Source organism: Paenimyroides ummariense, from assembly GCF_900115115.1.
GTDB lineage: Bacteria > Bacteroidota > Bacteroidia > Flavobacteriales > Flavobacteriaceae > Flavobacterium > Flavobacterium ummariense.
Window position 1 is genome coordinate 1 of record NZ_FOVI01000031.1, and the last position, 25562, is coordinate 25562.

Sequence of the window (25562 nt, forward strand, 5' to 3'; positions counted from 1 at the left end):
GGCTCACCTCTTCCCATTCCGAACAGAGAAGTTAAGCCCGATTGCGCAGATGGTACTGCATCTTAATGTGGGAGAGTATGTCGCCGCCTTTTTTTGAGAGAGGATTACTAAAATAGTAATCCTCTTTTTTTGTTATAGGTGTGGCGTGTCCCTACGGTCGATCCGCCGCCTTTTTTTGAAAGTCCTTTACTGAAAAGTAGAGGACTTTTTGTTTTTAATAGGTTTAACCACTGATTGCACTGATTGGCACGGATTTTTTAGGATTCAGCATCCAAGCACCCAGCCCCCGGCATCTAACATCTAACACCAATCACCACGCAATAGGGATAGAGCGATTGTTGGAGCTCTTTTGTTGCCCTTCGGCACAAAGCAGAGTGCAACAAAAAGCGACTCGCGACAGCCCGACCTGTAGCGGTAGCGGAAGGGATTGCCCAAATTAGCCATAAAAAAAACTCCTACAAAATGCAGGAGTTAATATTTAAACCAATTCTTCAACAAAATTAAATCGAACCAATCCGTCTTCATCTATTTTTGTTAGGGTAATGTCGTGAAGGGTGTTTACTAATTCAGGATTCCAAGGAGTTTTTACTTTTACGTAATTTTCGGTGAATCCGTGAATGTATCCTTCTTTATTTTCGCTTTCAAACAAAACCGTATGATTTGTGTTTAATTCTTTTTCATAAAAAGCTCGACGTTTTTTTACCGACAATCCACGTAACATTTTACTACGTTTAGATCTCACATTTGCAGAAACAACTCCATCAAAATCAACAGCTTCGGTATTATCACGTTCAGAATAGGTAAAAACGTGTAAATACGAAATATCTAAATCACTTAAAAAATTATATGTTTCTAAAAACAATTCGTCGGTTTCACCGGGAAATCCAACAATAACATCAACACCAATACAGGCATTTGGCATTACTTCTCGAATTTTAGCAACTCGTTCTGCATACAATTCACGCAAATAACGGCGTTTCATTTTCTTTAAAATAGTGTTCGATCCTGATTGCAACGGAATATGAAAATGCGGTACAAAGGTTTTACTTTTTGACACAAATTCAATCGTTTCATTCTTCAAAAGATTAGGTTCGATAGACGAAATTCGCAAACGCTCAATTCCTTCTACTGTATCTAAAGCCTGAACCAATTCAAAAAAAGTGTGTTCGTGCTTTTTGTTTCCAAATTCACCCTTACCATAATCACCAACATTTACACCGGTAAGTACAATTTCTTTAATACCTTTTTCAGAAATTTCCTTTGCATTTTTCATTACGTTTTCCATGGTATCAGAACGAGAAATTCCACGCGCCAATGGAATGGTGCAATAGGTACATTTATAATCGCAACCGTCTTGAACCTTTAAAAACGCTCGGGTTCTGTCGCCAATAGAATAACTTCCTACATAAAAATCGGCTTCTTCAATCTCGCAAGAATGAATTTCGCCCATATCGTTTTTAGAAAGATCGTTTATATAATCGGTAATTTTAAACTTTTCGGTAGCACCCAAAACCAAATCAACGCCGTCAACAGCAGCCAATTCTTCAGGTTTTAATTGGGCATAACAACCCACAGCAGCAACAAAAGCCTTATCGTTATTTTTTAATGCCTTTTTTACAATCTGTTTAAATTGTTTGTCGGCATTTTCGGTAACTGAACAAGTGTTAATCACATAAATATCTGCAGTTTCCTCAAAATCAACACGATCAAATCCTTCATCGTTAAAACTGCGGGCAATAGTAGATGTTTCTGAAAAATTCAGTTTGCATCCCAAGGTATAAAACGCTACTTTTTTTCTGTTTTCCATGATCATAACTACAAGTAGTGTAAAAATTCATTTATCTTTACTAACTGCATAACTGCGGTTGGCAATTGGCAAATTTACGAACAAATTTTGGTTTGATGAAATATCAGCTTGGTTACCTACTTTTATTTACAAGTGTTTTATTTTTAGTTAGTTGCGGTAAAAAAGAGAGCGTTTTTACTGATAACGACGTGTTTAGATACAACGAAAGTGCAAACATTCAAACGTTAGATCCTGCTTTTGCGCGAAACATGGCAATCATTTGGCCTTGTACACAGTTGTTTAACGGTTTGGTTCAGTTAGATGATTCACTTCACGTTGCACCCGATATTGCAAAAAGTTGGAGTATTTCTAGCGATGGTTTGCAGTATGAATTTACCTTGCGTAACGATGTTTATTTTCACAAGCATAAGAATTTTGGAAAAGACAGCACCAGATTGGTCACTGCTTACGATTTTGAATACAGTTTTAACAGAGTTTTGAGCGAAGAATTGGCATCGGCCGGGACATGGGTTTTTCAACATGTGAATAGTTACAAAGCGGTAAATGATTCAGTTTTTAAGATCAATCTAAAAAATCCGTTTCCTGCTTTTTTAAGTCTGCTTTCAATGAAATACGCGTCGGTTGTTCCAAAGGAAATTACCGAAGATAAATCGATTGATTTTAGATCGAATCCTATTGGAACTGGACCTTTTCAATTTAAAATTTGGGAAGAAAATGTAAAATTGGTTTTAAGAAAAAATCATAATTATCACGAAAAAGATGCATCGGGAAAAAGATTGCCTTATTTAGAAAGCATCGCCATTACGTTTTTGCCCGATAAACAAAGTGGTTTTATGCAGTTTATTCAAGGAAAAATTGATATGATTTCGGGGTTGGATCCTTCGTATAAAGATGAATTATTGCAACCTAACGGGAAACTTCAAGAGAAATATCAAGACAAAATAAAAATGCTTACCGGACCGTATTTGAATACCGAATATTTAGGTTTTAATATGAATGATCCGTTAATGAGCGATATTCGAATTCGTCAGGCATTGAATCATGGTTTCGATCGAACAAAATTGGTTGCTTATCTGCGAAACGGTATGGGCGATGGAAAAGTAAACGGAATGATTCCTAACGGTTTGCCAGGATTTCAGCCTGCGAAAGATCCGCTATATAATCCAACCAAAGCGAAGGAGCTGATTAATCAAGCCAAAAAAAACAGAAAATTACCAATTGAAATTACTTTAAGTACCAACAATACGTATTTGGATATTGCCGAATATTTGCAACGCGAATGGGAACGATTAGGGATTAAAGTCAAGATCGATGTAATGCCCCCAAGTACACTTCGTCAGGCAATTGCAACTAATAAATTGTCCTTTTTTCGCGGAAGTTGGATTGCAGATTATCCCGATGCAGAAAATTATCTGTCTTTATTTTACAGCAATAACTTCACTCCAAACGGACCAAATTATACGCATTTTAAAAATTCAACTTTCGATAATTTATACCAGCAGGCATTAAATACGGTTGATGATGAAAAACGTACCGAATTATACCAGCAAATGGATCAAATTGTTGCAAATGAAGTTCCGGTAATTATTTTGTTTTACGATAAAGTGGCACGTTTTACGCAGAAAAATGTGCACAATTTAAAGCCAAATGCTATGAACGGCTTGAATTTAAAGTACGTGAAAAAGTATTAATCTGGTTAATTCAATTTTTTAATAATATAGTTTAACAATTTTTATATAGCTGTATTATATAAGAACGTTGCAAATAATCTTTTACAACATATTTCAAATTTCCAATTTAATTCATATATTTAGTTTAGAAAAAAATTATGTATGTTGGTTAAAGTTTTTGGTAGTGCCGTTTTTGGGATCGATGCTACTACAATTACAATCGAAGTTAATATTGATAAAGGTATTGGCTACCATTTGGTTGGTTTGCCCGATAATGCCGTGAAAGAATCAAGTTACCGGATTGCTGCGGCGTTGGCGAATATTGGCTATAATCTTCCGGGTAAAAAAATCACTATAAACATGGCACCCGCCGATTTACGTAAAGAAGGATCTGCTTACGATTTACCTTTGACGATTGGTATTTTGGCCGCTTCGGGTCAGTTAAAGAAAGATGATTTTGCAAATTGTATGATTATGGGCGAATTGTCGTTAGACGGTTCTGTGCAGCCCATAAAAGGAGCGTTACCGATAGCAATTCAAGCGAAAGCTGATGGGTTTACCGAAATATTCCTGCCAAAAGAAAATGTACAGGAAGCTGCTATCGTTCACGGATTAAATGTTTATGCGGTTGATAATATAGCCGATTTGATTAATCATTTTGAGGGTAAAACCCTACTGAAACCTGTCGAAGTTCAAGACGAAGATTTATTTGATGCACCCAACGATTTTTCTTTATTAGATTTTGCCGAAGTAAAAGGACAGGAGAACATTAAACGGGCGTTGGAAATTGCTGCTGCAGGCGGACATAATATTCTGCTGATTGGTCCACCCGGATCCGGTAAAACCATGCTAGCTAAAAGGTTGCCGAGTATTTTGCCACCAATGACGGTTGAGGAATCTTTAGAAACAACAAAAATTCACAGTGTTGTTGGTAAGGTTCAAAATGTGGGATTGATAAAGAAGCGTCCTTTTCGTGCGCCGCATCATACTGCATCGAGTGTTTCTTTGGTTGGTGGCGGAAGTTATCCGCAACCGGGTGAAATTTCGCTGGCACACAACGGCGTGTTGTTTTTAGACGAATTACCAGAATTTAAACGCGAAGTTTTAGAAGTAATGCGTCAGCCTTTGGAAGATCGAGAAGTTACTATTTCTCGGGCAAAATTCACGGTTTCGTATCCTTCGTCTTTTATGCTGGTGGCAAGTATGAATCCAAGTCCGAGTGGCTATTTTATGAATGATAAAGGATTGAGTCAGTCTTCTTCTATGGAAATGAATCGGTATCTAAACAAAATTTCGGGACCTTTATTGGATCGTATCGATTTACATATTGAAGTAAATCCTGTTCCGTTTGAAAAACTGGCAGATAAATCAACAGCCGAAAAAAGCGATACCATTAGAAATAGGGTGATCCAAGCACGATCGATTCAATCACAGCGATTTAAAGAATATCATGGTATTCATTACAACGCGCAAATGCCTACAAAATTGATTTCGATTTTTTGCGAGCTCGATGAAACTTCACTAAATCTACTACAAACAGCCATGGAAAAGCTGAATTTATCTGCCCGTGCATACGACAGAATTTTAAAGGTAGCCCGTACAATTGCCGATTTGGAAACTGCCGATAAAATAAGGCCCCAGCATATTGCCGAGGCTATTCAGTATAGAAGTTTAGACCGCGATTTATGGACAAACAATTAAGCTTGTTCTTGGGTTATATGCGTGTATAAACTGTACGCAACAATGTAGTTTAGTGGTAAGGTTAATACAATTCCGATTCCGAAAAATAAAATGCCTACAAAAGACAATAGATAGGTAAATGCAATGAATGCAAATAAAAATCCGGGTTTTTGATTGACCGTTTGTATGCTGAAATTCAAACTTTTTCTAATGTTGAAATTGCTTATGTAAATGCTTGGAACGGCGAAATAAGTTAAAAGCTGTAGCAGCAGACTAATGCCCAAACCAACCAAGCTAAAACCGGCAAGTTCTAAAAAATAAGATAGGGCAGTGGTTACAATTTGAATAAGAATAATAACATTCAATGCTTTTAATCCTTGTGTGCTAAAAATAGTTGTAAAGGCACTGCCTAAATCGGCATAAGGCTGTACGTTTACTTTTTTTATCATACCATAAATTCCACCTAAAAAATAATGCAGTACAATGCTTGCCACCGTATTTACGATCATAATTTGGGTTGCATTTGTGGCGATAAATTCTTCGGCAATTGTTTGGTTTGACAGTTTTATAAACTCTTGGGGAGATCCTATTAACGAAACCAAACCAACAGAGTAAACAATAAAAACAATGATAAACGTAAGAAAAATATACAAACCAGCCGTAACTGATACTTTTTTGGCAAGAGAAATTATTTGTTCTGATAATTTCAGCTGATCGATTTCGTAACTCATATAAAAATAAAATGCCTCGCAAAAGTACGAAGCATTTTCTTAATTGATGGTTATTTTAATAGCGAATACTGTTATATATGGTTTCAATATCGCCTTGGTTGATATCGCCGGTGTTGTATCCTTTCATAAACCAGGCTTTACGCTCTGCCGATGTTCCGTGTGTAAACGTTTCGGGTTGAACGTGCCCCTGCATTTTACTTTGAATAGCATCATCACCAACGGCTTGTGCGGCACTGATTGCTTCATCAATATCACCGGCTTCCAACTTTTCTTTGTTACGGCTTGCCCAAACCCCTGCATAAAAATCTGCCTGCAATTCTTGAGCCACCGATAATTTGTTGGCAGCCGCCTGACTTTTGCCTTGTTGTGCCTGACGAACTTTTTGACTGGTTCCTACCAATGTTTGTATATGATGACCAACTTCGTGTGCAATTACATAAGCAATAGCAAAATCGCCACCTTTTGCTCCAAAACGCGTACGTAATTCTTCAAAAAAACGTAAATCCATATAGATTTTTTGATCTGCAGGACAATAAAAAGGACCTGCTGCCGATGTTGCCGAACCGCATGAAGTATTTACACCATCATCAAACAAAACCATTCCCGGTTCTTGATACTTTTGACCGTTTTCTTGAAAGATTTGAGTCCAAGTTTCATTATTATAAACAAAATTAGCTTCAGAAAACTGACCTAAAGTTATTTCTTCATCTGATAATTCTCTTGTTTTTACTTGTTCCGATGATTGTGTTGTGCCCTGCGTTTGGTTTAAAATATTGCCGATTACCTGACCGGTTTCCCCACCAAACATGGTTAACAATAAGGCAACAACCCCAATGATTCCGCCACCTACAATAGCTTTACCACCGCCCGACATACCGCGACGGTCTTCAAAACCTCCGCTAGTTTTTCTTTCCCATTTCATATCTAAAATTTTTAATCTAATATACTATTTTTCTACATTTTTCCAAATAATATCATCAGGAACAGGAGCAATAATTTTTAATTCTTCTTTGGTAACAGGGTGGTTCAATACCAATTTTCGAGCGTGTAGATGAATTCCGCCATTAGGATTGCTTCGATCGAAACCATATTTTAAATCACCTTTTATTGGGCAGCCAATAGCCGATAACTGACAACGAATTTGATGATGACGACCTGTATGCAGATTGATTTCTAGCGCAAAATAAGAATTTAATTTTTGAATGATCTTATAATCTAAAACCGCTTGTTTGCTGTCTTTAACTTCTTTTAAATGCGCTTTAGAGGTGTTGTTTTTAGGATTTCGAGTTAGGTAGTGAATCAACGTATCGCTTTCTTTTGGCGGCTGATTTTTTACAACAGCCCAATAGGTTTTCTGTGTTTCACGGTTTTTAAACAAATCGTTCAGTCGGGTTAATGCTTTCGATGTTTTTGCAAACAGCACAATACCCGATGTTGGTCTGTCTAACCTATGAACCACACCCAAAAAAACTGCACCCGGTTTACTGTACTTATCTTTTATGTATTCTTTTACAACATCGCTTAAAGGTTTATCGCCCGTTTCATCGCCCTGAACAATATCGCCCACACGTTTATTTACCACAATTATATGGTTGTCTTCGTATAAAACCTGTAAATTTTCTTTTGTTGAATAGATTTTCATGAGTGATGAAAATAATAATTTACCACAGATGCACAGATGAAACTATGATTTTTCATTTGATTAGATAAAGTTTATTTAGCAGATCAGTTCTTAAAAAATCTTTAAATTGAAGAAAAAAATCTGTGCATCTGTGGTTTATCGTAATTAATACTGCTCTGTTGAATTAGGAAAATCTTTTGATTTTACATCATCAACATACTGACCGATAGCCTTTGTCATGTCTTCGTACAGATTCATGTATCGTCTTAAAAATTTCGGACTGAATTCATGCGTCATTCCAATCATATCATGAACTACTAAAACTTGACCGTCAACACCGCCACCTGCGCCAATTCCAATAATAGGGATCGATACTTCTTTAGCAACTCTTTCTGCCAAAGCTGCCGGAATTTTCTCTAAAACAATAGCAAAACAGCCGATTTTTTCTAACATTTTCGCGTCTTCGATCAATTTTTCTGCTTCGGCTTCTTCTTTTGCTCTAACCGTGTATGTTCCGAATTTATAAATTGATTGCGGAGTTAAACCCAAATGCCCCATAACAGGAACGCCGGCACCCAAAATCTTTTTGATTCCTTCTTTAATTTCTTTACCGCCTTCTAATTTCAAGGCATGTGCGCCACTTTCTTTCATTACTCGAATGGCAGATTCCAATGCTTTTTTAGAATCAGACTGATAGGTTCCAAAAGGTAAATCAACCACTACCAAAGCACGATCAACACCACGAACCACGCACGATGCATGATAAATCATCTGATCTAAAGTTATAGGTAAGGTAGTTTCGTGCCCCGCCATTACATTGCTGGCAGAATCACCTACCAATATCACATCAACCCCCGCAGAATCTACAATTTTAGCCATGGTATAATCGTAAGCGGTAAGCATAGAGATTTTTTCTCCGTTTTGCTTCATATCAAAAAGCGACTTGGTAGTCACTATCTTGTAATCTTTTTTTGCAACAGACATACTGTAATAATTGTTGTTTAGTTGTGGTAAAATTAGATAAAAAGTTTAAGAAAAAGGCTATTAGACACTATTTCTTGCTTTTTCGTTTAAATCAAGCAGATCTAATTCTTTAATAAAATACGATTGTTTTTCATTGGATTTATTATGAAGATCAGAGTGTGTTTTAGTATAACCTTTATAAATACTACCTTTGAGAAATCAAAAAATAATTATGAAACAAACAATATTACTATTATTTCTATTTCTATCATTTACCATAAATGCACAAGGTCCGTTAACAAAGTTTGGTATCAATATGGCGAATAAATCCTTTGCTATCGGTTATTATGAAAAAGAGGGCAGGCAGGTAGCAACCATACCAATGATTCATGTGAACAAGCCTGAATTTTATAAAATGACTAAACAAAAAATAGACAGTTTGCGAAATGATGGTTACCATGTGTTTTACGAATCAATTGATACTAATGTTACAGATTCCTTGAAATTAGATCTTTTGATGAGAAAATTTCGTCAGGTAACCGGATTTGCACTTATGGATTATATGGATAGTGAAAATGAAACTTTTAAATCATTACAAAAAGCAAAATATGTTTCACAAGCTGAAGTAGATTACGGGGTAAATTATAAGACAGATCATCATGCAGATTTGTATTTGGAACAAATGATCGAACTATTTGAAAAGCGTTTTGGCGAAATAACATTGAACGATTGCGATACCACTACTCCGTTGGGAAAAAAGTATAAATGCAGTAAAGTAGATGAAAGCAAAGAGTATTATATTTTAAACGGAATTAGAGATCGTCATGTATTGGATGAAATAGAAAAATCTTCTGCACAAAAAATTGTTGTTGTTTTTGGTCGTATCCACGTTATGGATTTACATAGTAAACTTCAAAAGTTGGGTTGGGAGCATCAAAGAGAAAAAACAGAACGCATCAACGAGTTTAATAAATAATTTAGTGACTAAATTTCCGATAGTGTTTATTCGCTGTCGGTTTTTGTTTTATTATTCTAGTAGAAGAATAATCATAAATGTTGTTTTGTAAGATTTTTGTATCTTTAAAAGGTGAAAAAAGGAACTGAACTAATAACACTAAAACCACAAAACGAGCAGCTGAAAAAGTTGGTTGCTTACTATTACTTTCATACATCGAATAACGAACAACATTCCGAATCGTTCTATTTTTATCCTAATTACCTACACGCTTTAACTATTTACAAAGGAAATGAGATTTTGTTAGGTGCTCAAAATAAGAGTTCCGTTATAACAGAAAGTAACGATAATGGAAAACTCACTGTTATTTATACCATAAATTTAAAGGATAAATGCCATGTGGAAATGAACGGCGTTTTTAATAAAATTGGTATTGTATTTTATCCGCTGGGAATAAATCATTTTATAGGCAAACCTTTAAATGAATTGTCAATGCAGCAAATTCAAGAAGTATCTTTGAATCCAAGTTTTTACGAAATACTGTCACAACTAACCGACGATTTATCAGCCGATCAAAAATTAAAAATCGTTGAAAATGCTTTGTTGTCAATAATTGAACCTTTTCAAGAAGTCGAATTACAAAAGGCAATTAAGGAGATTATCAAATCAAACGGAGCGATCAAAATTTCAGAATTAGAACAAATAACGGGCAAAAACAGAAAAACGTTGCTTCGTCTCTTTAAAAAACACACCCTTACCACAATTGAAGAATATAAAAAAATGGTCATGTTTCGCAATTCGCTAAACTATGCCATCAAACATAAGGAGCTGGCTAATTTAACCGATGTTGCCCTTTATAATATGTATTACGATCAATCGCATTTTATAAAACACTTTAAAAGTATTACCAACGAAACACCCAAAACGTTGCTTCCTAAAATAAAAAAAATTGATAATGAAGATTTATACTGGTATTTTTTAGAAGATTAGGGTCATGTGTCTCAATTTTACAATTTTTTCATTAATGAGTGTTTTATTTTTGCTGAAACAAATTTAAACAACTATGGCAGTAATAAAAATTCAAAGAGGCAGCGGCTACGTAGATAAAATTCGAAACTATAAAGTCTTTATTAATAATGAGCAAATAGGTGTTATTTCAGAAGGCGAAATAAAAGAATATAATGTAAGTCCGGGTACGCATACCGTTTCAACCAAAATTGATTGGGCGGGAAGTAAGGACATCATTGTAGATTTAAAAGAAAACGATGTAGTTAATTTTAAGGTAGAAAATTACACCGCTAAACATTGGCTAATTTCGGTTTATTTCATTGCCTTCATCACTTTAGTACATATTGTTCTATTTATAACGATCGATTTTCAATACACATCATTATTGTTTATTCCAATTTTAGTAATCATGGGATATTATCTAACTTTTGGTCGAAATAAATACCTGACATTAAAACAATTATAATTAAAAACACTTAAAATGAAAAGATTGACAATTTTAGCTTTAATGCTAACAGCAACCATACAAGCCATTGCAGGCGAAATAAAAATAACGGCAAACCTTACTGGTTTTTCTGATACTGCTGTAGTATATTTACTTAGCGGACAAACACCAATAGCTTACAAAATACTGGTACAAGGAAAAGTAGAACTTACAGCAGAAGTTTCTGAAGCGCCGGAAAGTTACATGATGTATATTGTAGATAACAATCAGCCCTATTTTACGGAACTGTTTGTAGCCGACGAAACTTTACAAATTACAGCAGCTAAAGAAGATTTTCCTTATCAGGTAAAGGTTAATGGTTCTAAACACCATTTTGCAAAAGAAAAACTAAACGAATTGCAAATGCCTTTACATAAAAAAGGAGAAACTTTAAGGTATGAAATAACGGCATTGCAGCAAACACCCGAATGGCAAAATCCTGAAGTACAAGAAAAATATGTTGGAGAAAATGGAATAGGAAGCAAGCTTACGAAAGAATTAAAACATGTAGAAGCCGATTTTATTTTAAATAATTTTGATAATGCCTACACGTGGACGCTGTTACCATACAATACCACTGCATTTGACAAAGTTTTTTATAAAGCGGTATATGATAAAATGACTGCAGAACAAAAGCAAACCGAAATAGGAAAGAAATATTTATTGGCATCAAAAAGCCAACGTTTAACTAAAGGCGACAGTTTTATTGACATAACAGTTTTAGATAAAGATTTAAATGCAGAAAAATTAAGTGATTATTTTGCAAAAGGAAAAGATTTTGTTTTGGTAGATTTATCATCTGTAAGCTGTCCAAGCAGTAATCAATCATTTCCTATTACGAAAAATTTTGCAGATAAAAACACTGATAAATTGCAGGTTGTTAGTGTGCTACAAAGTAACGATGCGGAAACTTACAAACATTTCGGAAAGTTAAGTACCGATAATTGGGCGTTGGTTTACGCAGAAGATTTCACGAGAACCGATACGTATGTTCAATACCAAGAAAATAAAACACCTACGTTTTTATTGTTTGATAAAGCGGGGAAATTAATAGATCGTTGGTCTGGAGCATTGATCCATCAACAAAAATTAGAACAACATTTTGGGAAGTAATTATAAAAAAACGTGTTATTAGCTAATAACACGTTTTTTTATTTTAACAATAATAATGAGCTGATACTTTAAAAAGCCGGTCATTTTTAAACTGAAATTCGTACGTCATGTAATCATTGCTGATGTAATACGAATTGGTAAGCGGATTTATAGATGAAATCAATCCCATTCCTGCTTTTAGAAATTCAGACGGAGTTGTTGAATTATTTAAATAGGTATTTTTAATTTTAAAACCGTTGGTATTTATCATTTCCATCGATCGTATATGATAGGTTTTGTTGACATCGTGCCCAATACATTCCACCGAATTAAAAAACACATTGGTTTCATAATCACCCAAACCACAATCATCCAGATTGGTGTATTGATCTATAATCTTTCCTAAATTTGTTTCCAGAAACGATTTCTTAAATCCTTTTTCAGGTTCTATTTCATTGTTTATTGTAAAGCCAAATTGTTTTTGCTTCTGTAGTTTAATTGGAAGGTTAAAATCGTCTTTCGGAATATTTTTTAGAACATCGGCTTGCAGTAAACAAATTTGTGCAACATCTTGTTGATTGTTTTTTGATGCAAATTCGGCATACAAACGCAAAGCCGCTTCGTTTTCTTCAGGATTGCTGTTCCATCCCAATTCTAAAATACGTTCGGCAAATTTCTTTTGATCTTCTAAAGTTGATGCTTTTTTGTATTGATTTTTTAAATCGGATAAATCTGGTCGTTTACCTACATATTTCACAGGGATGTATCCTTTTTTATCATCGATCTGCACCGGAATCCAAGCTTCTGTATTGTACGGATAATAATAAATGGGCACAGGTGTTCCATTCAATAGATTTCCTACGGCAGCTGACGAGCTATTAGGTAATTCACGAATTTTAAGACTTGCAACAGTTGTAAACAAATGAGGCGATCCGTAATAACCATCGTTTTCTACAATGATAGCCGGTGATTTTTCGTAATCATCTTTTCCATTTAAACGGTCTTTTACGTTGTAAGTATCGGTAATATAAATGGTTTCGGTATGCGGTGTATAAACTTTATAAACATATTTATCCTCAAGAAATTCATAAGAATCAATTGATGCACCACGTAGAAAAATGCCCACAGCTTTTGATCCTTTTTCGTTGTTAAATGCAACGGTTGGAGTTACCACATACAAACGAGGTAATGGTTTAACAGGATGTTTAGGTTGCGCCCAGAATTGATTAGTTGAAAGTACAACAAATAAAAGTGCTTTTTTCATTGATAAAATGCATTAACAGTCGGCCATATTAACGGCAATTGCCAAACCACCTTCTGACGTTTCTTTGTATTTGTTGTTCATGTCTTGTGCAGTTTGCCACATAGTATTCACCACTGTATCTAAAGGAACTTTTACATTTTTGGGATCTGTGTCTAACGCCAGTTCGGCAGCGTTAATCGCTTTAATAGCTCCCATAGTGTTGCGTTCAATACACGGAATCTGTACCAAACCGCCAATCGGGTCGCACGTTAAACCTAAATGATGTTCCATGGCAATTTCGGCAGCAACGGTAACCTGTTCGGGAGTTCCGCCCATTAATTCGCACAATGCCGCAGCAGCCATTGCAGACGATACGCCAATTTCTGCCTGACAACCGCCCATTGCAGCAGAAATAGTCGCTCCTTTTTTAAAGATCGAACCAATTTCGCCGGCAACCATTAAAAACTGTTTAATTTCTTTATCGCCCGCTTTGTGGTTTTCAATGGTTAAATAATACATTAAAACAGCAGGTATTACGCCTGCGCTTCCGTTAGTTGGTGCTGTAACCACGCGACCTAACGATGCGTTAACTTCGTTTACCGACAATGCAAAACAGCTTACCCATTTTAAAATCTGACGGAAATAAACTTTTGTTTTACGAATGGTTTGCAGCCATTCTTGTGGATTATTATAAGGTAAATCGCCTTTTAATTTCTGGTAAGTATCGTAAGCACGTCGGCGAACATTTAATCCGCCCGGAAGTGTTCCTTCGGTGTGGCAGCCAATGTAGATACACTCTAACATGGTGTTCCAGATACGCATTAATTCATGATCGATTTCTTCAGGAGACCGTAACGATAATTCGTTTTCGTAAACCAATTCTGATATCGATTTATTTTCCTGTTTGCAGAATGCCAAAAGTTCATCGGCTTTATCAACAGGAAAAGGGAAAGTCGCTTTAATTTCGTCTTTTTCTGTATTTGCTGCTGATTCTTCTTTTACAACGAATCCGCCACCGATAGAGTAGAAGGTTGATACATATTCTTTACCTTCGTAAAATGCCGTGAAAGACAAACCGTTGGCATGAAAAGGTAAAAAGTTTTTGTTGAAAACAATGTTTTCGCTTGGGTTAAACTGTATTTGAACAGCATTTCCCAGATTTAAGATATTTGTTTGTTTGATTTGATCGATAATTCCAGAAATATCATCAATAGGAACATATTCAGGATCGGCACCGCTTAACCCCAACATTACAGCCAAATCGGTAGCATGACCAATTCCGGTTAACGAAAGCGATCCGTATAAATCAACGGTAACACGTTCTGTTTTATCAAAAATATTCAAATCTTTTAATTCGGCAATAAAGCGTTCGGCGGCTCTCCAAGGTCCTAATGTGTGGGAACTCGATGGGCCAACGCCAATTTTTAACATATCAAAAACCGAAATACATTCCATAAAAATCAAACAATTAATAAAGCGAATATACGGAATAACAATAAGTTATTTTTAATATTGCTGTTATAAAATAAATTTCTTAAATTTCACAGAAATAATTGATTTTTAATTAGTAAAAATTATAAATTATGATAAAAAAGATACTTTTAATTTTTATTTATTGCTTTTGTATTAATGGTTTGTTTGCGCAACCTAATTTAGAGTGGTATGACAATTATGAACAACCTATACATAATGGAAATTCATGGCAATTTGACGGTGAGAAAAATCTGTATTTTGTTGGAACTTTTGAAAAAGGATTCGATTTCGACATAAATTCATCAAACGAATATTATTATATCAACCCTGCTACTAAACAACAAGATCATTCTTTTGGTATTGTAAAATATGATATAAATTGTAAATTATTATGGGTAAAAGCTTTACCTAATGATAGAAACCACTTACTTTACCCACTGTATGTTAAGATAGAAGGAAACACTATTTATATTATAAATAAATTATTTGAAGATAGAGTTGGAGCCCCAAATTTTGATAAACCTGATTATAAAATATATTCTGATGATTATCAAAGTTTGTTTGTTGCGCAATATGACTTAAATGGGAGATTTAAAAGAATCGATAATGTTTTATTTATCGAAAATGGTGGGTTAGATCATATTTTTGTTGAAAAATTCATCATTGACAAAGAAGGTAATTACCATATTAGTGGTAATTTTAAAGGTAGTATTAATTTTGATGGAAAAAACAGATCTAACAATTATTATGTAGATTATCAAGAAACAGCATTTTATGTAAAGTATTCTAAAAGTTTTAAAGTTCTTCAGCATTTTGTTTTAGATTCCGATACAGCTGCTTGGATGTTAGAATTTGATTTAGATAAAAATAACAACATTTATCTTACAGGACAATTTAAAGGGACACTCAATTTAGATCCAATTAAAAAAAAATATACCGTAAAATCTGATTATCTTTTTCCCAGCGTTCCTGATGTCTCTGGATTTATTGTAAAAATAGACAAAGAGGGAAATTATGTTTGGGGTAAAAAGACTGATTTTAATGATGCAAGAGGTATGTTAATTGATACTAAAGATAACTTGTATATTGGTGCTATGTTTTTAGGCGAAAAAAATTTAAATATCAACGGAAAAGAAATGCTTTATGAATCGCCAAAATATCAAAATGGACACTCATTTCTTTCTTTTATAGGTAAATATGACTTAAATGGAAATTTAAAATGGATAAAAACAATAGAAAATGCAGGCAGAATAGAAAAGTTTTACTATAAAGAAGGTATGAAATACGCAACAATGGGTGGTACAAATAAAATTGTGTTAGAAAATGGTGACGAACTTGATTTTATACCTCGTAATAGCCAGCAAGGTATTGTTAATACTCAGCAAGGTATTATTATGTTTAATGATAAAGAATTAAAAAAACTACATATAGCTCGAAGTGAAGCTACAACATCTTTCTATGGTTTAGATCAAAAAGGAAATTATATTGTAACTAATGGAATCTATAATGACGCTGTTGGTGAAAATGGAGCAAGAGCATATATTAATGAAATGGAAATACCTGAGTATAACGCACTGTTCAAAAAGGATGAAAATAAGCAAGTTGAAGGTTTTGTTATTTTGGTTTCAAATGCTGAAATTAATGAAGATGAAATAGAACAGCCAGGTACTGGTACCGCACCTAATTTACGTTTTGCTATTTATCCAAATGCTTCTAATGGTCAATTTATAATTGAAGTTGACGGGTATTTGTTTGGAACCACTTACAAAATATTCGATGAATCGGGTAGAAAAATTTATGAAGGTAAAATAGCCCAACAAAAAAATGAGGTCTCAATAAACGTTGCAGCAGGTGTTTATGCTATTTCGTTTTATCGTAATGATGAAATTATTAAGTCACATAAAATAATTATTAAGTAATAATTGTGTCAGTTTGTCATAAATAAATATAATAAACAAGTTTAAAATGTCAGAAAAGTTACTTTTTCTGACATTTTTTTATACTTTTTAATTTAGGCACAACAATTGACTATTAGAAACCGTGAACAAATCACAAAAACAATAAATACAAAATAAAATATATAAAAAGATATGAGTAAAATAATTGGAATTGACTTAGGAACTACCAACTCTTGTGTTGCTGTAATGGAAGGTAACGAAGCTGTGGTAATTCCAAATGCAGAAGGTAAAAGAACAACACCGTCTGTAATTGCTTTTGTTGAAGGCGGTGAAATTAAAGTGGGTGACCCTGCAAAACGCCAGGCAGTAACAAACCCTACAAAAACCATAGCGTCTATTAAACGTTTTATGGGTGAAAAATTCTCTAAAGTTCAAAAAGAATTAGATCACACTGCTTACAAAGTAGTTAAAGGAGATAACGATACGCCACGTGTTGATATCGACGGACGTTTATATACGCCACAAGAATTATCGGCAATGACGCTTCAAAAAATGAAAAAAACTGCCGAAGATTATTTAGGACAAACAGTTACACAAGCGGTTATTACGGTTCCTGCATATTTTAACGATGCACAACGCCAAGCAACTAAAGAAGCTGGTCAAATTGCTGGATTGGAAGTTATGCGTATTATCAACGAGCCTACTGCTGCTGCGTTAGCTTACGGTTTAGATAAAGGCGGACAAGACAAGAAAATTGCTGTTTACGATTTAGGTGGTGGTACATTTGATATCTCGATCTTAGAATTAGGTGACGGAGTTTTCGAAGTTTTATCAACAAACGGAGATACACATTTAGGTGGTGACGATTTTGACCAAGTAATTATTAACTGGTTAGCAAACGAATTTAATAGTGCAGAAGGTGTAGATTTACGTCAGGATCCAATGGCATTACAACGTCTAAAAGAAGCTGCAGAGAAAGCTAAGATTGAATTGTCATCTTCAGCTCAAACTGAAATCAACTTGCCATACGTAACAGCTACAGCTACAGGACCAAAACACTTGGTGCAAACGTTAACTCGTGCAAAATTCGAGCAATTAGCAGACGATTTAGTACAACGTTCAATGAAACCTTGTGAAAAAGCATTGAAAGATGCAGGTTTATCAATCTCTGATATCGATGAGGTAATCTTGGTAGGTGGATCAACACGTATTCCGGTAATTCAAGAACAAGTAGAAAAATTCTTCGGTAAAAAACCATCAAAAGGAGTAAATCCAGACGAAGTTGTTGCTTTAGGTGCTGCAATTCAAGGTGGTGTATTAACTGGTGATGTGAAAGACGTATTGTTATTAGACGTTACACCTTTATCATTAGGAATTGAAACTATGGGTGGTGTTTTCACGAAGTTAATCGAATCGAATACAACCATTCCTACAAAAAAATCGCAAGTGTTTTCTACGGCTGTAGATAATCAGCCAAGTGTAGAAATTCACGTATTGCAAGGTGAGCGCCCAATGGCAAACGATAACAAAACAATTGGTCGTTTCCACTTAGACGGTTTACCACCAGCACAACGCGGTGTGCCACAAATCGAAGTTACTTTTGATATTGATGCAAACGGTATCATTAAAGTATCGGCAACCGATAAAGGAACAGGAAAATCACACGATATCCGTATCGAAGCTTCTTCAGGATTAACTCCGGAAGAAATCGAAAAAATGAAGCAGGAAGCAGAAGCGAATGCTGAAGCAGATAAAAAAGTGAAAGAAACTGCCGATAAATTGAACGAGGCAGACGGAATGATTTTCCAAACCGAAAAACAATTGAAAGAGTTTGGCGATAAATTGTCAGACGCAAACAAATCGAACATCGAAGGTGCATTGGAAGAATTGAAAAAAGCATACGAAACGCGTAATGTAGAAACAATTCAACCGGCTTTAGACAAAATCAACGAAGCTTGGAAAGCAGCTTCAGAAGAAATGTACAAAACACAAGCAGACGGTCAGCAAGGTGGTGCACAACAAGCACAACCAAACCAAGACGGCGGCGATGCTACACAAGATGTAGATTACGAAGAAGTAAAGTAATAGATTTTTTCATAAATGCGAAAAACCTCAAGCAGTAATGTTTGAGGTTTTTTGTTTATATTTATGTTTTAAAATAACAATCTTATGAAAAACAAATACTTATCAGTCGCATTCTTGTCGGTTTTATTATTTAGCTGTAATAATGATGATGCAGAAATTATAGAAAACTATACGTCAGAATTTCCAAATATAGATAATACGCAGGCAATGGGAGTGGGTGCAACTTTATCAACACCAACTTCAACGAATGTAAAATTAGATTCTATGAAAATGTACTATTACGCGGATTATTCTAGTTTTTCGCCTAATTTACCAGGTATGACTTATAAGTATGAAACTAAAACAACACCGGTAAATCCTTCTTTAATGGAGGTTAAACAGTCTTTTAGTTATGCAGAGAATGGATTTGTTGATATTAGAACAATTGAAGTGAATAAACACGATTGGTATTCTAATAAATTTAAATTTGTATTTGATCATGATTACAATAATGAAAATGAATTAAATAATGTTAAAGTGGATCTTTATGTAAATGATGAACAAGTTATTAGTAAATCATTAAACTATACACCTGAAACAGAACAGTATTTTTTAAATCAAGCACAGACGAACGAATATAATATTATCAAGGTAGGAAATATAGAATATACTACACCTAAAAATGTATACAATCCCGAAAGGAATTTATTGCCTATTAATACTAAAATGCAATATCTGGCTTTATTTAGTTCAGAAATTTATAATAGCAGCTATGATGGTTTATTGGAGCTTTTAGATGGATACTTTACTCATAACATGTATATTAATACACACGCAACATTTGTAAAGAAATCCCAAGATCAAAATGGTTTAGTTGTTCCACCTTCAAACGTTCAATTCAAAGTTAGACAAGATCATTATCCAGAAATTATTCAATATGGAAATGTAAATTCCGGAGGTTACAGATATTTGTATTACTATAAAAACTAAAATTATACCCACAAAAAAATCCGACCATTGGTCGGATTTTTTAACGCACTAATAAACTAAGATGAAAGGTTTATCGTATACGATCTGCAGATTTTACAAGATCTTCGTCCTTCTTTATGGCTTTGTTGGCTAATGCCAGCAAAATGATAGATCCGATAGGAAGAAACATCCCAATACCCTTCTCTGAAACTAAAGTTTCTCCAGATAAATTTAGCGATTGATACACAAATAATCCTAGTAATATAAAGTTCAATATCATGTTCAACCTGTTATAAACAAATTGAGTTTGTCTTTTTTTGTAAGAGAAAATCGAAATAACACTTAAAGCAGCACTTGCACCAAACATCAACGTGTATAAGGTACTTTGCCCAACATGGTAATCTATCCCGTTTGCATCTTTCCATAAAGGAAAAATTAGGGATAAAGGTCCTGCAATAATAAATGCCAATGCTAAATAAACCGATTGTATTCTCTGAATCATTACTATTTATTTGATTACAAAAGTAACACTAAATTTCATTAAAAAACATTGATATTTAAAAAAAAATTGTAATATTGCATTAGAAAATCGTAACTTCTTCATTGTTCGAGCTTTCTATCCTTAACAGATATCCTTCTCTTAAGAAAAATCACAATAATAATATCTAACAACAACGTCATAATTTATGTTTGACAAAAATGTGTTAAAGGGTATGAAATTGCCCGAACTTAAAGAAATAGCTAAGAAAATTGGTGTGGAAAAGCTCAATCTTAAAAAAGATGAATTAATTGACACTATTTTAAAATTGCAAGATGAATTTCAGAAGAATCAGCCTAAAGCAGAAACTCCTGTAAAAGAAGAACCTGCGGTAAGCAACCAACCAACTGAAAAAAAGGAAAAAAGAAAGCGTATTCACAATGCAACTGAAGAGCAAACAGAACAACCTTCTTTACCTGAAAATCCGCAACCTGTTGCAGAAGAAGTTACAACTGCTGCTCCTCAAAATCCCTCTGCCGAAAAGCAACGCAAACCTCAGAATAAAAATCAAAACCAACGTAACAAAACTAACAATCAGCCGCAGGTTCAAGCTGAACCAATAAAAGCTGAAAATGATGTTGTTGCCGAAATTCCTGCTGAAGAAATTGTTGTGGTGGCTGAAAAACAAATTCAGAATCCAAATCAAAACAGAAATAAAAACCAAAATCCGAATCAGAAAAAGCAAAATTACCGCGATCCTGATTACGAGTTTGAAGGAATTATTGAATGCGAAGGCGTTTTAGAAGTTCCAAAAGATGGCGGTTCGCACGGTTATTTACGTTCATCGGACTATAATTACCGTAAGTCTCCAGACGATGTGTATATTTCGCAATCGCAAATTCGTTTGTTTGGTTTAAAAAAGGGCGATACCATTAAAGGAATTGTTCGTCCGCCAAAAGGGAACGAGCAACATTTTCCATTAGTTCGTATCACAAAAATCAACGGACATGAGCCTGATGAGGTTCGTGATCGTCCTTCCTTCGAGCATTTAACGCCACTTTTTCCTAAAGATAAATTCAATTTATCGGGTAATAATTCCAAACTTTCAACACGTATTATCGATCTTTTTGCGCCAATAGGTAAGGGGCAGCGCGGTATGATAGTGGCACAGCCTAAAACTGGTAAAACCATGATGTTGAAAGAAATTGCCAATGCCATTGCAGACAATCACCCGGAAGTTTACCAGATTGTTTTATTGATTGATGAACGCCCGGAAGAGGTTACCGATATGCAGCGTAATGTACGTGCAGAGGTTGTGGCATCTACGTTTGACGAAGAAGCGCGTTACCATGTTGAATTAGCCGATATGGTTTTGGAAAAAGCAAAACGTTTGGTTGAATGTGGGCACGATGTAGTTATTTTGTTAGATTCTATTACACGTTTGGCGCGTGCGTATAACACGGTTCAGCCGGCATCGGGTAGAGTGTTGTCTGGTGGTGTTGATGCTAATGCATTACAAAAACCAAAACGCTTTTTTGGTGCGGCACGTAACATTGAAAATGGCGGATCGTTGACGATTATTGCTACGGCTTTAACCGATACAGGTTCTAAAATGGACGATGTTATTTTCGAGGAATTTAAAGGAACAGGTAATATGGAATTGCAGTTAGATCGTAAAATTGCGAACAAACGTATTTTCCCTGCTGTTGATTTAACTTCATCGTCAACCCGTCGAGATGATTTATTACAAGATCGTTTCACAAACAGCAAAATGGTTGTTTTACGCAATATTCTGGCAGATATGAATCCTGTAGAAGCAATTACGTTTATTCATGATCGTATCAAAAATACCAAATCAAACGAAGAGTTTTTCGACAGTATGCGTGATTAATTTTATCATTATGAAAAAAGTTATCATTTTATTTATACTGTTTTTTGGATTTTTAAACGGAATATCGGCTCAAAGTTTTACCGATGTTTGGACACCGAAACAGTTAATGGAGACAAAAGTATTATCAGATAAAATTCGGCAGAATAAAATGAAAAATACATTTGTAATTAACATTGGTCCTGACGCTGTTATAAAAAACTCATTCAACGCTGGTGCAGCTAAAGATGCTAAAAATTTAGAAGCGTTGAAGCAATACTTAAAAAAGATACCTAAAGATAAAGAGGTTGTTTTGTATTGCGGTTGTTGTCCGTTTGATAAATGTCCGAATATTCGCCCGGCATTTAAAATGCTGGTAGATTTAGGTTATAAAAACGCAAAGCTTTTAAATATACCAAAGAATATAAAAGTAGATTGGATAGATAAAGGCTATCCTGTAAATTAAAAAACTCCGATCAGCCGATCGGAGTTTTTGTTATTTAACTATAAATTTCTTTGTAGTTGCTTTCTTTCCACTTGTAAGTTTTAGAATGTATGTTCCACTTTTTAAATGATTAATAGTGAAAACTTCGTCATTAAATTGTGGGTTTGATACTTTCTTAATTAATTTTCCTTCTAAACTATAAACCGTAATTAAATCGATTTTTTCTTTAGTAGAGATGAATATTGTATTTGTAGGTGTCGGATTCGGATACACATTAAACTCAACCAATTCAGCTTTGTTGGTGCTTAATAATCCCCATTTATCTTCTGCTGGAGTGCCTCCCCAAATTACAGTAGCAAGATAAGGGTTATCTATGAATGGATTTCTATTTCCTTGAGCATATGTTCCGTTGCCACCTAAATAATTATTTCTTTGAATTTCAATTTGAGAAACAGGATCTTCTACATTCCATTGTAAAAATAAATCAATCATACCATCAGGAGTTCCTACCGTAGAACCAACACCAACATTTGCGGGTAAACATCTTGTACCATATCTTACATACATATACATCATCATTCTAGCTACATCTCCTTTCCAATTATCACCTGGATACCAATTTGCGCCTACAGATCCAGAATTACCGGTTCCTGCAGCAAATTTCTTACTACCTCTAGCATTATTCCATTGAACATCACTTGCTCGTAAATGATGTGCGTCTGAACCAGGGCCTGATTCACCTAAGGCAGGTGTTCCTAAAGATTTTGCATAAGTATGTTCTCTATTCCAATCACCACTATTACCACCGTTACTGTTTTTAGATCTTGTTATGGCATGCTGACCGGTAGTTGTATTTGGCCAACCATATATAAGAGCTACATTGCTATTATTTGCAGGATCTTCATCAACTATTTTTAATGCATTCCACAATTCACCATAGGTTAACTCATTTGTATGAGTATTTGTAATTAAAGTAGCTAACTGATTTTTTAAAGGTACGCCCGTTAAAGTAAAATCAATACTACTATAATATGCCGGAATTGTTTGCCCAAATAATTGCGTAAACGCAATAAAAGATAAAAATAAAAAGATATTTTTTTTCATATGTAAAAATTATTTAACACGTTCCATTAAACACATGTAAAAACCATCGAAACCTGATTGATGAGCCATTACTTTTTCGTCTGTTACAAACTTAAAGTTTTTACCAAAATCGGTTTTTAAGAAATGGTTAATTTGTTTTTCGTTTTCCGATGGCAGAATAGAGCAGGTTGCGTAAACCAATTTACCACCCACTTTTACCATTTTAGAATAATTTTCTAAAACTTCTTGCTGTGTTTGTTTTATATTTTCGATAAACTCAGGTTGCAGTTTCCACTTACTATCCGGATTACGTTTTAAAACACCCAAGCCCGAACAAGGAGCATCAATCAACACACGGTCTGCTTTATCGTGTAATTTTTTTATTACTTTGGTTGAATCTATAATACGATATTCCACATTAAAGACGCCGTTACGTTTGGCACGAATTTTTAACTGCTTTTGCTTGCTTTCATATAAATCCATGGCAATAATCTGCCCTTTGTTTTCCATTTTAGCTGCGATATGCAATGTTTTTCCACCTGCACCTGCACACGTATCTACAACACGCATTCCTGGCTGAACATCTAATAAAGGAACAACTTTTTGCGAAGAAGCATCTTGTACTTCAAAAAATCCTTCCTTAAAAAGCGGCGTCATAAAAACGTTTGCGCGTTCCTTCAAAATTAAAGCATCGGGATATTTATCATGAAACTCCGTTTCAATATCCAAATCCATTAACTGTGCACGCAATTGTTGTTTCGTAGTTTTCAACGTATTAACCCTTAAAACAACATTCGCCTGCTGATTTTGAGCGGCTAATTCTTTGGTCCAAACTTCTTCGCCCAATTCTTTCACACCTAATTCATCCATCCAATCAGGAATTGATTCACGGTATTTTCTAATTTTAGATAATTCGTCGAATTTTCCTTTAATTCTACGAACCGGTGTATTTTCAAAATATTTCCAATCGGGTAGGGTAATACCACGTAAAACTGCCCAAACGGCAAAGGTTCTCCAAATATCTTCACGGGTAAAAGGATCTTTAACCTCGGCAATTTCAGTATATAATCTTTTCCAACGAACAATTTCGTATATGGTTTCGGCAACAAACTTGCGGTCTTTAGCCCCCCAGCGAGGATCTCTTTTTAAAGCTTTTGCAACTTCTTTATCCGCATATTCCCCATCGTTAAATATACTTAAAAGCGAATCTATAACTGCAAAAACCAAATTTCTGTGTAAACGCATTTTTTATTTAAATAAGCCAACAAAGTTACGATTTATATGTTGGTTGTGAAATACTTTTTTTTCGCTGGCTTTATGTACCTTTGCATAAACGTTTGATAATTATGGTTAAAACCGTTATTTTTGATATGGACGGGGTGATTGTTGATACAGAACCTGTACATAAATACGCTTATTTTAAGCATTTTGAAGAATTGGGAATTGATGTTTCGGAAGAATTGTATGCTACTTTTACAGGAAATTCGACAAGAAATGTGTTTCAAAAAATAAAAGATCAGTTTGGATTGGATCATGAAGTAGAAGATTTAATACAGAGAAAGCGTTCTCTTTTTAATGATGCTTTTGATACGAAACCCGATTTGGAACTGATTGCCGGAGTTGAAAATTTAATTAAGGATCTACATGCAAGCGATGTAGAATTGATCTTGGCATCATCGGCTTCAAAAAGTACTATTAGTCGAGTTTTTAATCGATTTAATTTGAACCATTATTTTACGCATAAAGTTAGTGGTGAGGATTTCGTGAAATCAAAACCCGATCCTACGATTTTTATACACGCAGCTTCTTTATCTAAAAATAAAATTGAAGAATGTATTGTGATTGAAGATAGTACAAACGGAGTGAAAGCTGCTTGTGCTGCCGGAATTTATTGTTTGGGATACAACAGTGAAAACTCAAAACTTCAGAATTTAGAAGGTGCCAGCGTTTTAGTTGATGACTTTTTTAAGGTTAACGCCGATTTTATAAAGAATTTGAAATAAAAAACGCCATTCAATTTGAATGGCGTTT

General features: G+C 34.7%; 22 protein-coding genes and 1 rRNA gene. 13 read left to right on the top strand and 10 right to left on the bottom strand.

All coding sequences use genetic code 11. From position 1 onward, the window contains the following. Positions 1–92 (top strand): 5S ribosomal RNA (rrf, locus tag BM253_RS15035); the annotation flags it as partial. A 386-nt stretch (positions 93–478) separates the two neighbouring features. On the opposite strand, the gene mtaB is transcribed toward rrf, so the two are convergent. Continuing rightward, positions 479–1807 (bottom strand): tRNA (N(6)-L-threonylcarbamoyladenosine(37)-C(2))-methylthiotransferase MtaB, encoded by a 1329-nt coding sequence (mtaB, locus tag BM253_RS15040; RefSeq protein ID WP_091525953.1) that lies wholly within the window; start codon positions 1805–1807, stop codon positions 479–481. 95 nt (positions 1808–1902) lie between these two features. On the opposite strand from mtaB, the gene BM253_RS15045 reads away from it, so the two are divergent. Together BM253_RS15045 and BM253_RS15050 are read left to right on the top strand one after the other, a co-directional pair. Continuing rightward, complete coding sequence (locus BM253_RS15045) at positions 1903–3498, top strand: ABC transporter substrate-binding protein (protein ID WP_091526000.1); 1596 nt, start codon at positions 1903–1905, stop codon at positions 3496–3498. 141 nt (positions 3499–3639) lie between these two features. Then, the gene (locus BM253_RS15050) at positions 3640–5178 is read left to right on the top strand and encodes a YifB family Mg chelatase-like AAA ATPase (protein WP_091525955.1); all 1539 of its coding nucleotides are present in this window, start codon (positions 3640–3642) and stop codon (positions 5176–5178) included. Here BM253_RS15050 and BM253_RS15055 read toward each other — a convergent pair. The 4 genes from BM253_RS15055 to panB all read right to left on the bottom strand — a co-directional run bounded on the left by BM253_RS15055 (position 5175) and on the right by panB (position 8493). Beyond that, positions 5175–5888 (bottom strand): hypothetical protein, encoded by a 714-nt coding sequence (locus BM253_RS15055; RefSeq protein WP_091525957.1) that lies wholly within the window; start codon positions 5886–5888, stop codon positions 5175–5177. The genes BM253_RS15050 and BM253_RS15055 overlap by 4 nt on opposite strands. A 55-nt stretch (positions 5889–5943) precedes the next feature. Further along, positions 5944–6810: a KPN_02809 family neutral zinc metallopeptidase gene (gene ypfJ / locus BM253_RS15060; RefSeq protein WP_091525959.1), complete on the bottom strand. Its 867-nt coding sequence runs from the start codon at positions 6808–6810 to the stop codon at positions 5944–5946. A 24-nt stretch (positions 6811–6834) separates the two neighbouring features. Then, positions 6835–7530: an RluA family pseudouridine synthase gene (locus BM253_RS15065; RefSeq protein WP_091525961.1), complete on the bottom strand. Its 696-nt coding sequence runs from the start codon at positions 7528–7530 to the stop codon at positions 6835–6837. A gap of 144 nt (positions 7531–7674) precedes the next feature. Beyond that, complete coding sequence (gene panB, locus BM253_RS15070; protein WP_091525963.1) at positions 7675–8493, bottom strand: 3-methyl-2-oxobutanoate hydroxymethyltransferase; 819 nt, start codon at positions 8491–8493, stop codon at positions 7675–7677. A 211-nt stretch (positions 8494–8704) separates the two neighbouring features. Here panB and BM253_RS15075 point away from each other — a divergent pair, with 211 nt between their 5' ends. The 4 genes from BM253_RS15075 to BM253_RS15090 all read left to right on the top strand — a co-directional run bounded on the left by BM253_RS15075 (position 8705) and on the right by BM253_RS15090 (position 12032). Further along, positions 8705–9448 (top strand): hypothetical protein, encoded by a 744-nt coding sequence (locus BM253_RS15075; RefSeq protein WP_091525965.1) that lies wholly within the window; start codon positions 8705–8707, stop codon positions 9446–9448. A 111-nt stretch (positions 9449–9559) separates the two neighbouring features. Further along, positions 9560–10417 (top strand): helix-turn-helix domain-containing protein, encoded by an 858-nt coding sequence (locus tag BM253_RS15080; protein WP_091525967.1) that lies wholly within the window; start codon positions 9560–9562, stop codon positions 10415–10417. A gap of 73 nt (positions 10418–10490) precedes the next feature. Next, a complete protein-coding gene (locus BM253_RS15085; protein ID WP_091525969.1) occupies positions 10491–10901 on the top strand; it encodes a hypothetical protein in 411 nt (136 codons plus the stop codon). A 15-nt stretch (positions 10902–10916) separates the two neighbouring features. After that, on the top strand, positions 10917–12032 hold the full coding sequence (locus BM253_RS15090) for a thioredoxin-like domain-containing protein (RefSeq protein WP_091525971.1): 1116 nt from the start codon (positions 10917–10919) through the stop codon (positions 12030–12032). 43 nt (positions 12033–12075) lie between these two features. On the opposite strand, the gene BM253_RS15095 is transcribed toward BM253_RS15090, so the two are convergent. Both BM253_RS15095 and BM253_RS15100 read right to left on the bottom strand, forming a co-directional pair. Then, positions 12076–13275, bottom strand: coding sequence for an SH3 domain-containing protein (locus BM253_RS15095; protein ID WP_091525973.1), 1200 nt, complete (start codon positions 13273–13275; stop codon positions 12076–12078). A gap of 12 nt (positions 13276–13287) precedes the next feature. Beyond that, a complete protein-coding gene (locus BM253_RS15100; protein ID WP_091525974.1) occupies positions 13288–14709 on the bottom strand; it encodes an L-serine ammonia-lyase in 1422 nt (473 codons plus the stop codon). A 128-nt stretch (positions 14710–14837) separates the two neighbouring features. Between BM253_RS15100 and BM253_RS15105 the strand changes: the two genes are divergently transcribed. The 3 genes from BM253_RS15105 (at position 14838) to BM253_RS15115 (ending at position 19679) form a co-directional block, all read left to right on the top strand. Then, on the top strand, positions 14838–16646 hold the full coding sequence (locus tag BM253_RS15105; RefSeq protein ID WP_091525977.1) for a T9SS type A sorting domain-containing protein: 1809 nt from the start codon (positions 14838–14840) through the stop codon (positions 16644–16646). A 171-nt stretch (positions 16647–16817) separates the two neighbouring features. Beyond that, on the top strand, positions 16818–18710 hold the full coding sequence (gene dnaK, locus BM253_RS15110) for a molecular chaperone DnaK (RefSeq protein ID WP_091525978.1): 1893 nt from the start codon (positions 16818–16820) through the stop codon (positions 18708–18710). A gap of 84 nt (positions 18711–18794) precedes the next feature. Further along, entirely contained in the window at positions 18795–19679 is an 885-nt protein-coding gene (locus tag BM253_RS15115) for a hypothetical protein (protein ID WP_091525980.1), read from the top strand. A gap of 70 nt (positions 19680–19749) precedes the next feature. Here BM253_RS15115 and BM253_RS15120 read toward each other — a convergent pair whose 3' ends face one another. Further along, complete coding sequence (locus BM253_RS15120; RefSeq protein ID WP_091525982.1) at positions 19750–20160, bottom strand: DUF4293 domain-containing protein; 411 nt, start codon at positions 20158–20160, stop codon at positions 19750–19752. A 184-nt stretch (positions 20161–20344) separates the two neighbouring features. Here BM253_RS15120 and rho point away from each other — a divergent pair, with 184 nt between their 5' ends. Then, a complete protein-coding gene (rho, locus tag BM253_RS15125) occupies positions 20345–22027 on the top strand; it encodes a transcription termination factor Rho (RefSeq protein ID WP_091525983.1) in 1683 nt (560 codons plus the stop codon). A gap of 10 nt (positions 22028–22037) precedes the next feature. Then, on the top strand, positions 22038–22469 hold the full coding sequence (locus tag BM253_RS15130) for a rhodanese-like domain-containing protein (RefSeq protein ID WP_091525985.1): 432 nt from the start codon (positions 22038–22040) through the stop codon (positions 22467–22469). 30 nt (positions 22470–22499) lie between these two features. Here the strand turns inward: BM253_RS15130 and BM253_RS15135 are convergent, their stop codons facing one another. Together BM253_RS15135 and BM253_RS15140 are read right to left on the bottom strand one after the other, a co-directional pair. After that, a complete protein-coding gene (locus BM253_RS15135) occupies positions 22500–23552 on the bottom strand; it encodes an endonuclease (RefSeq protein ID WP_091525987.1) in 1053 nt (350 codons plus the stop codon). 9 nt (positions 23553–23561) lie between these two features. Continuing rightward, on the bottom strand, positions 23562–24776 hold the full coding sequence (locus tag BM253_RS15140) for an RsmB/NOP family class I SAM-dependent RNA methyltransferase (protein WP_091525989.1): 1215 nt from the start codon (positions 24774–24776) through the stop codon (positions 23562–23564). Positions 24777–24877: 101 nt separating this feature from the next. Between BM253_RS15140 and BM253_RS15145 the strand changes: the two genes are divergently transcribed. Beyond that, the gene (locus BM253_RS15145; protein ID WP_091525990.1) at positions 24878–25534 is read left to right on the top strand and encodes an HAD family hydrolase; all 657 of its coding nucleotides are present in this window, start codon (positions 24878–24880) and stop codon (positions 25532–25534) included. The last annotated feature ends 28 nt before the right edge of the window (positions 25535–25562 follow it).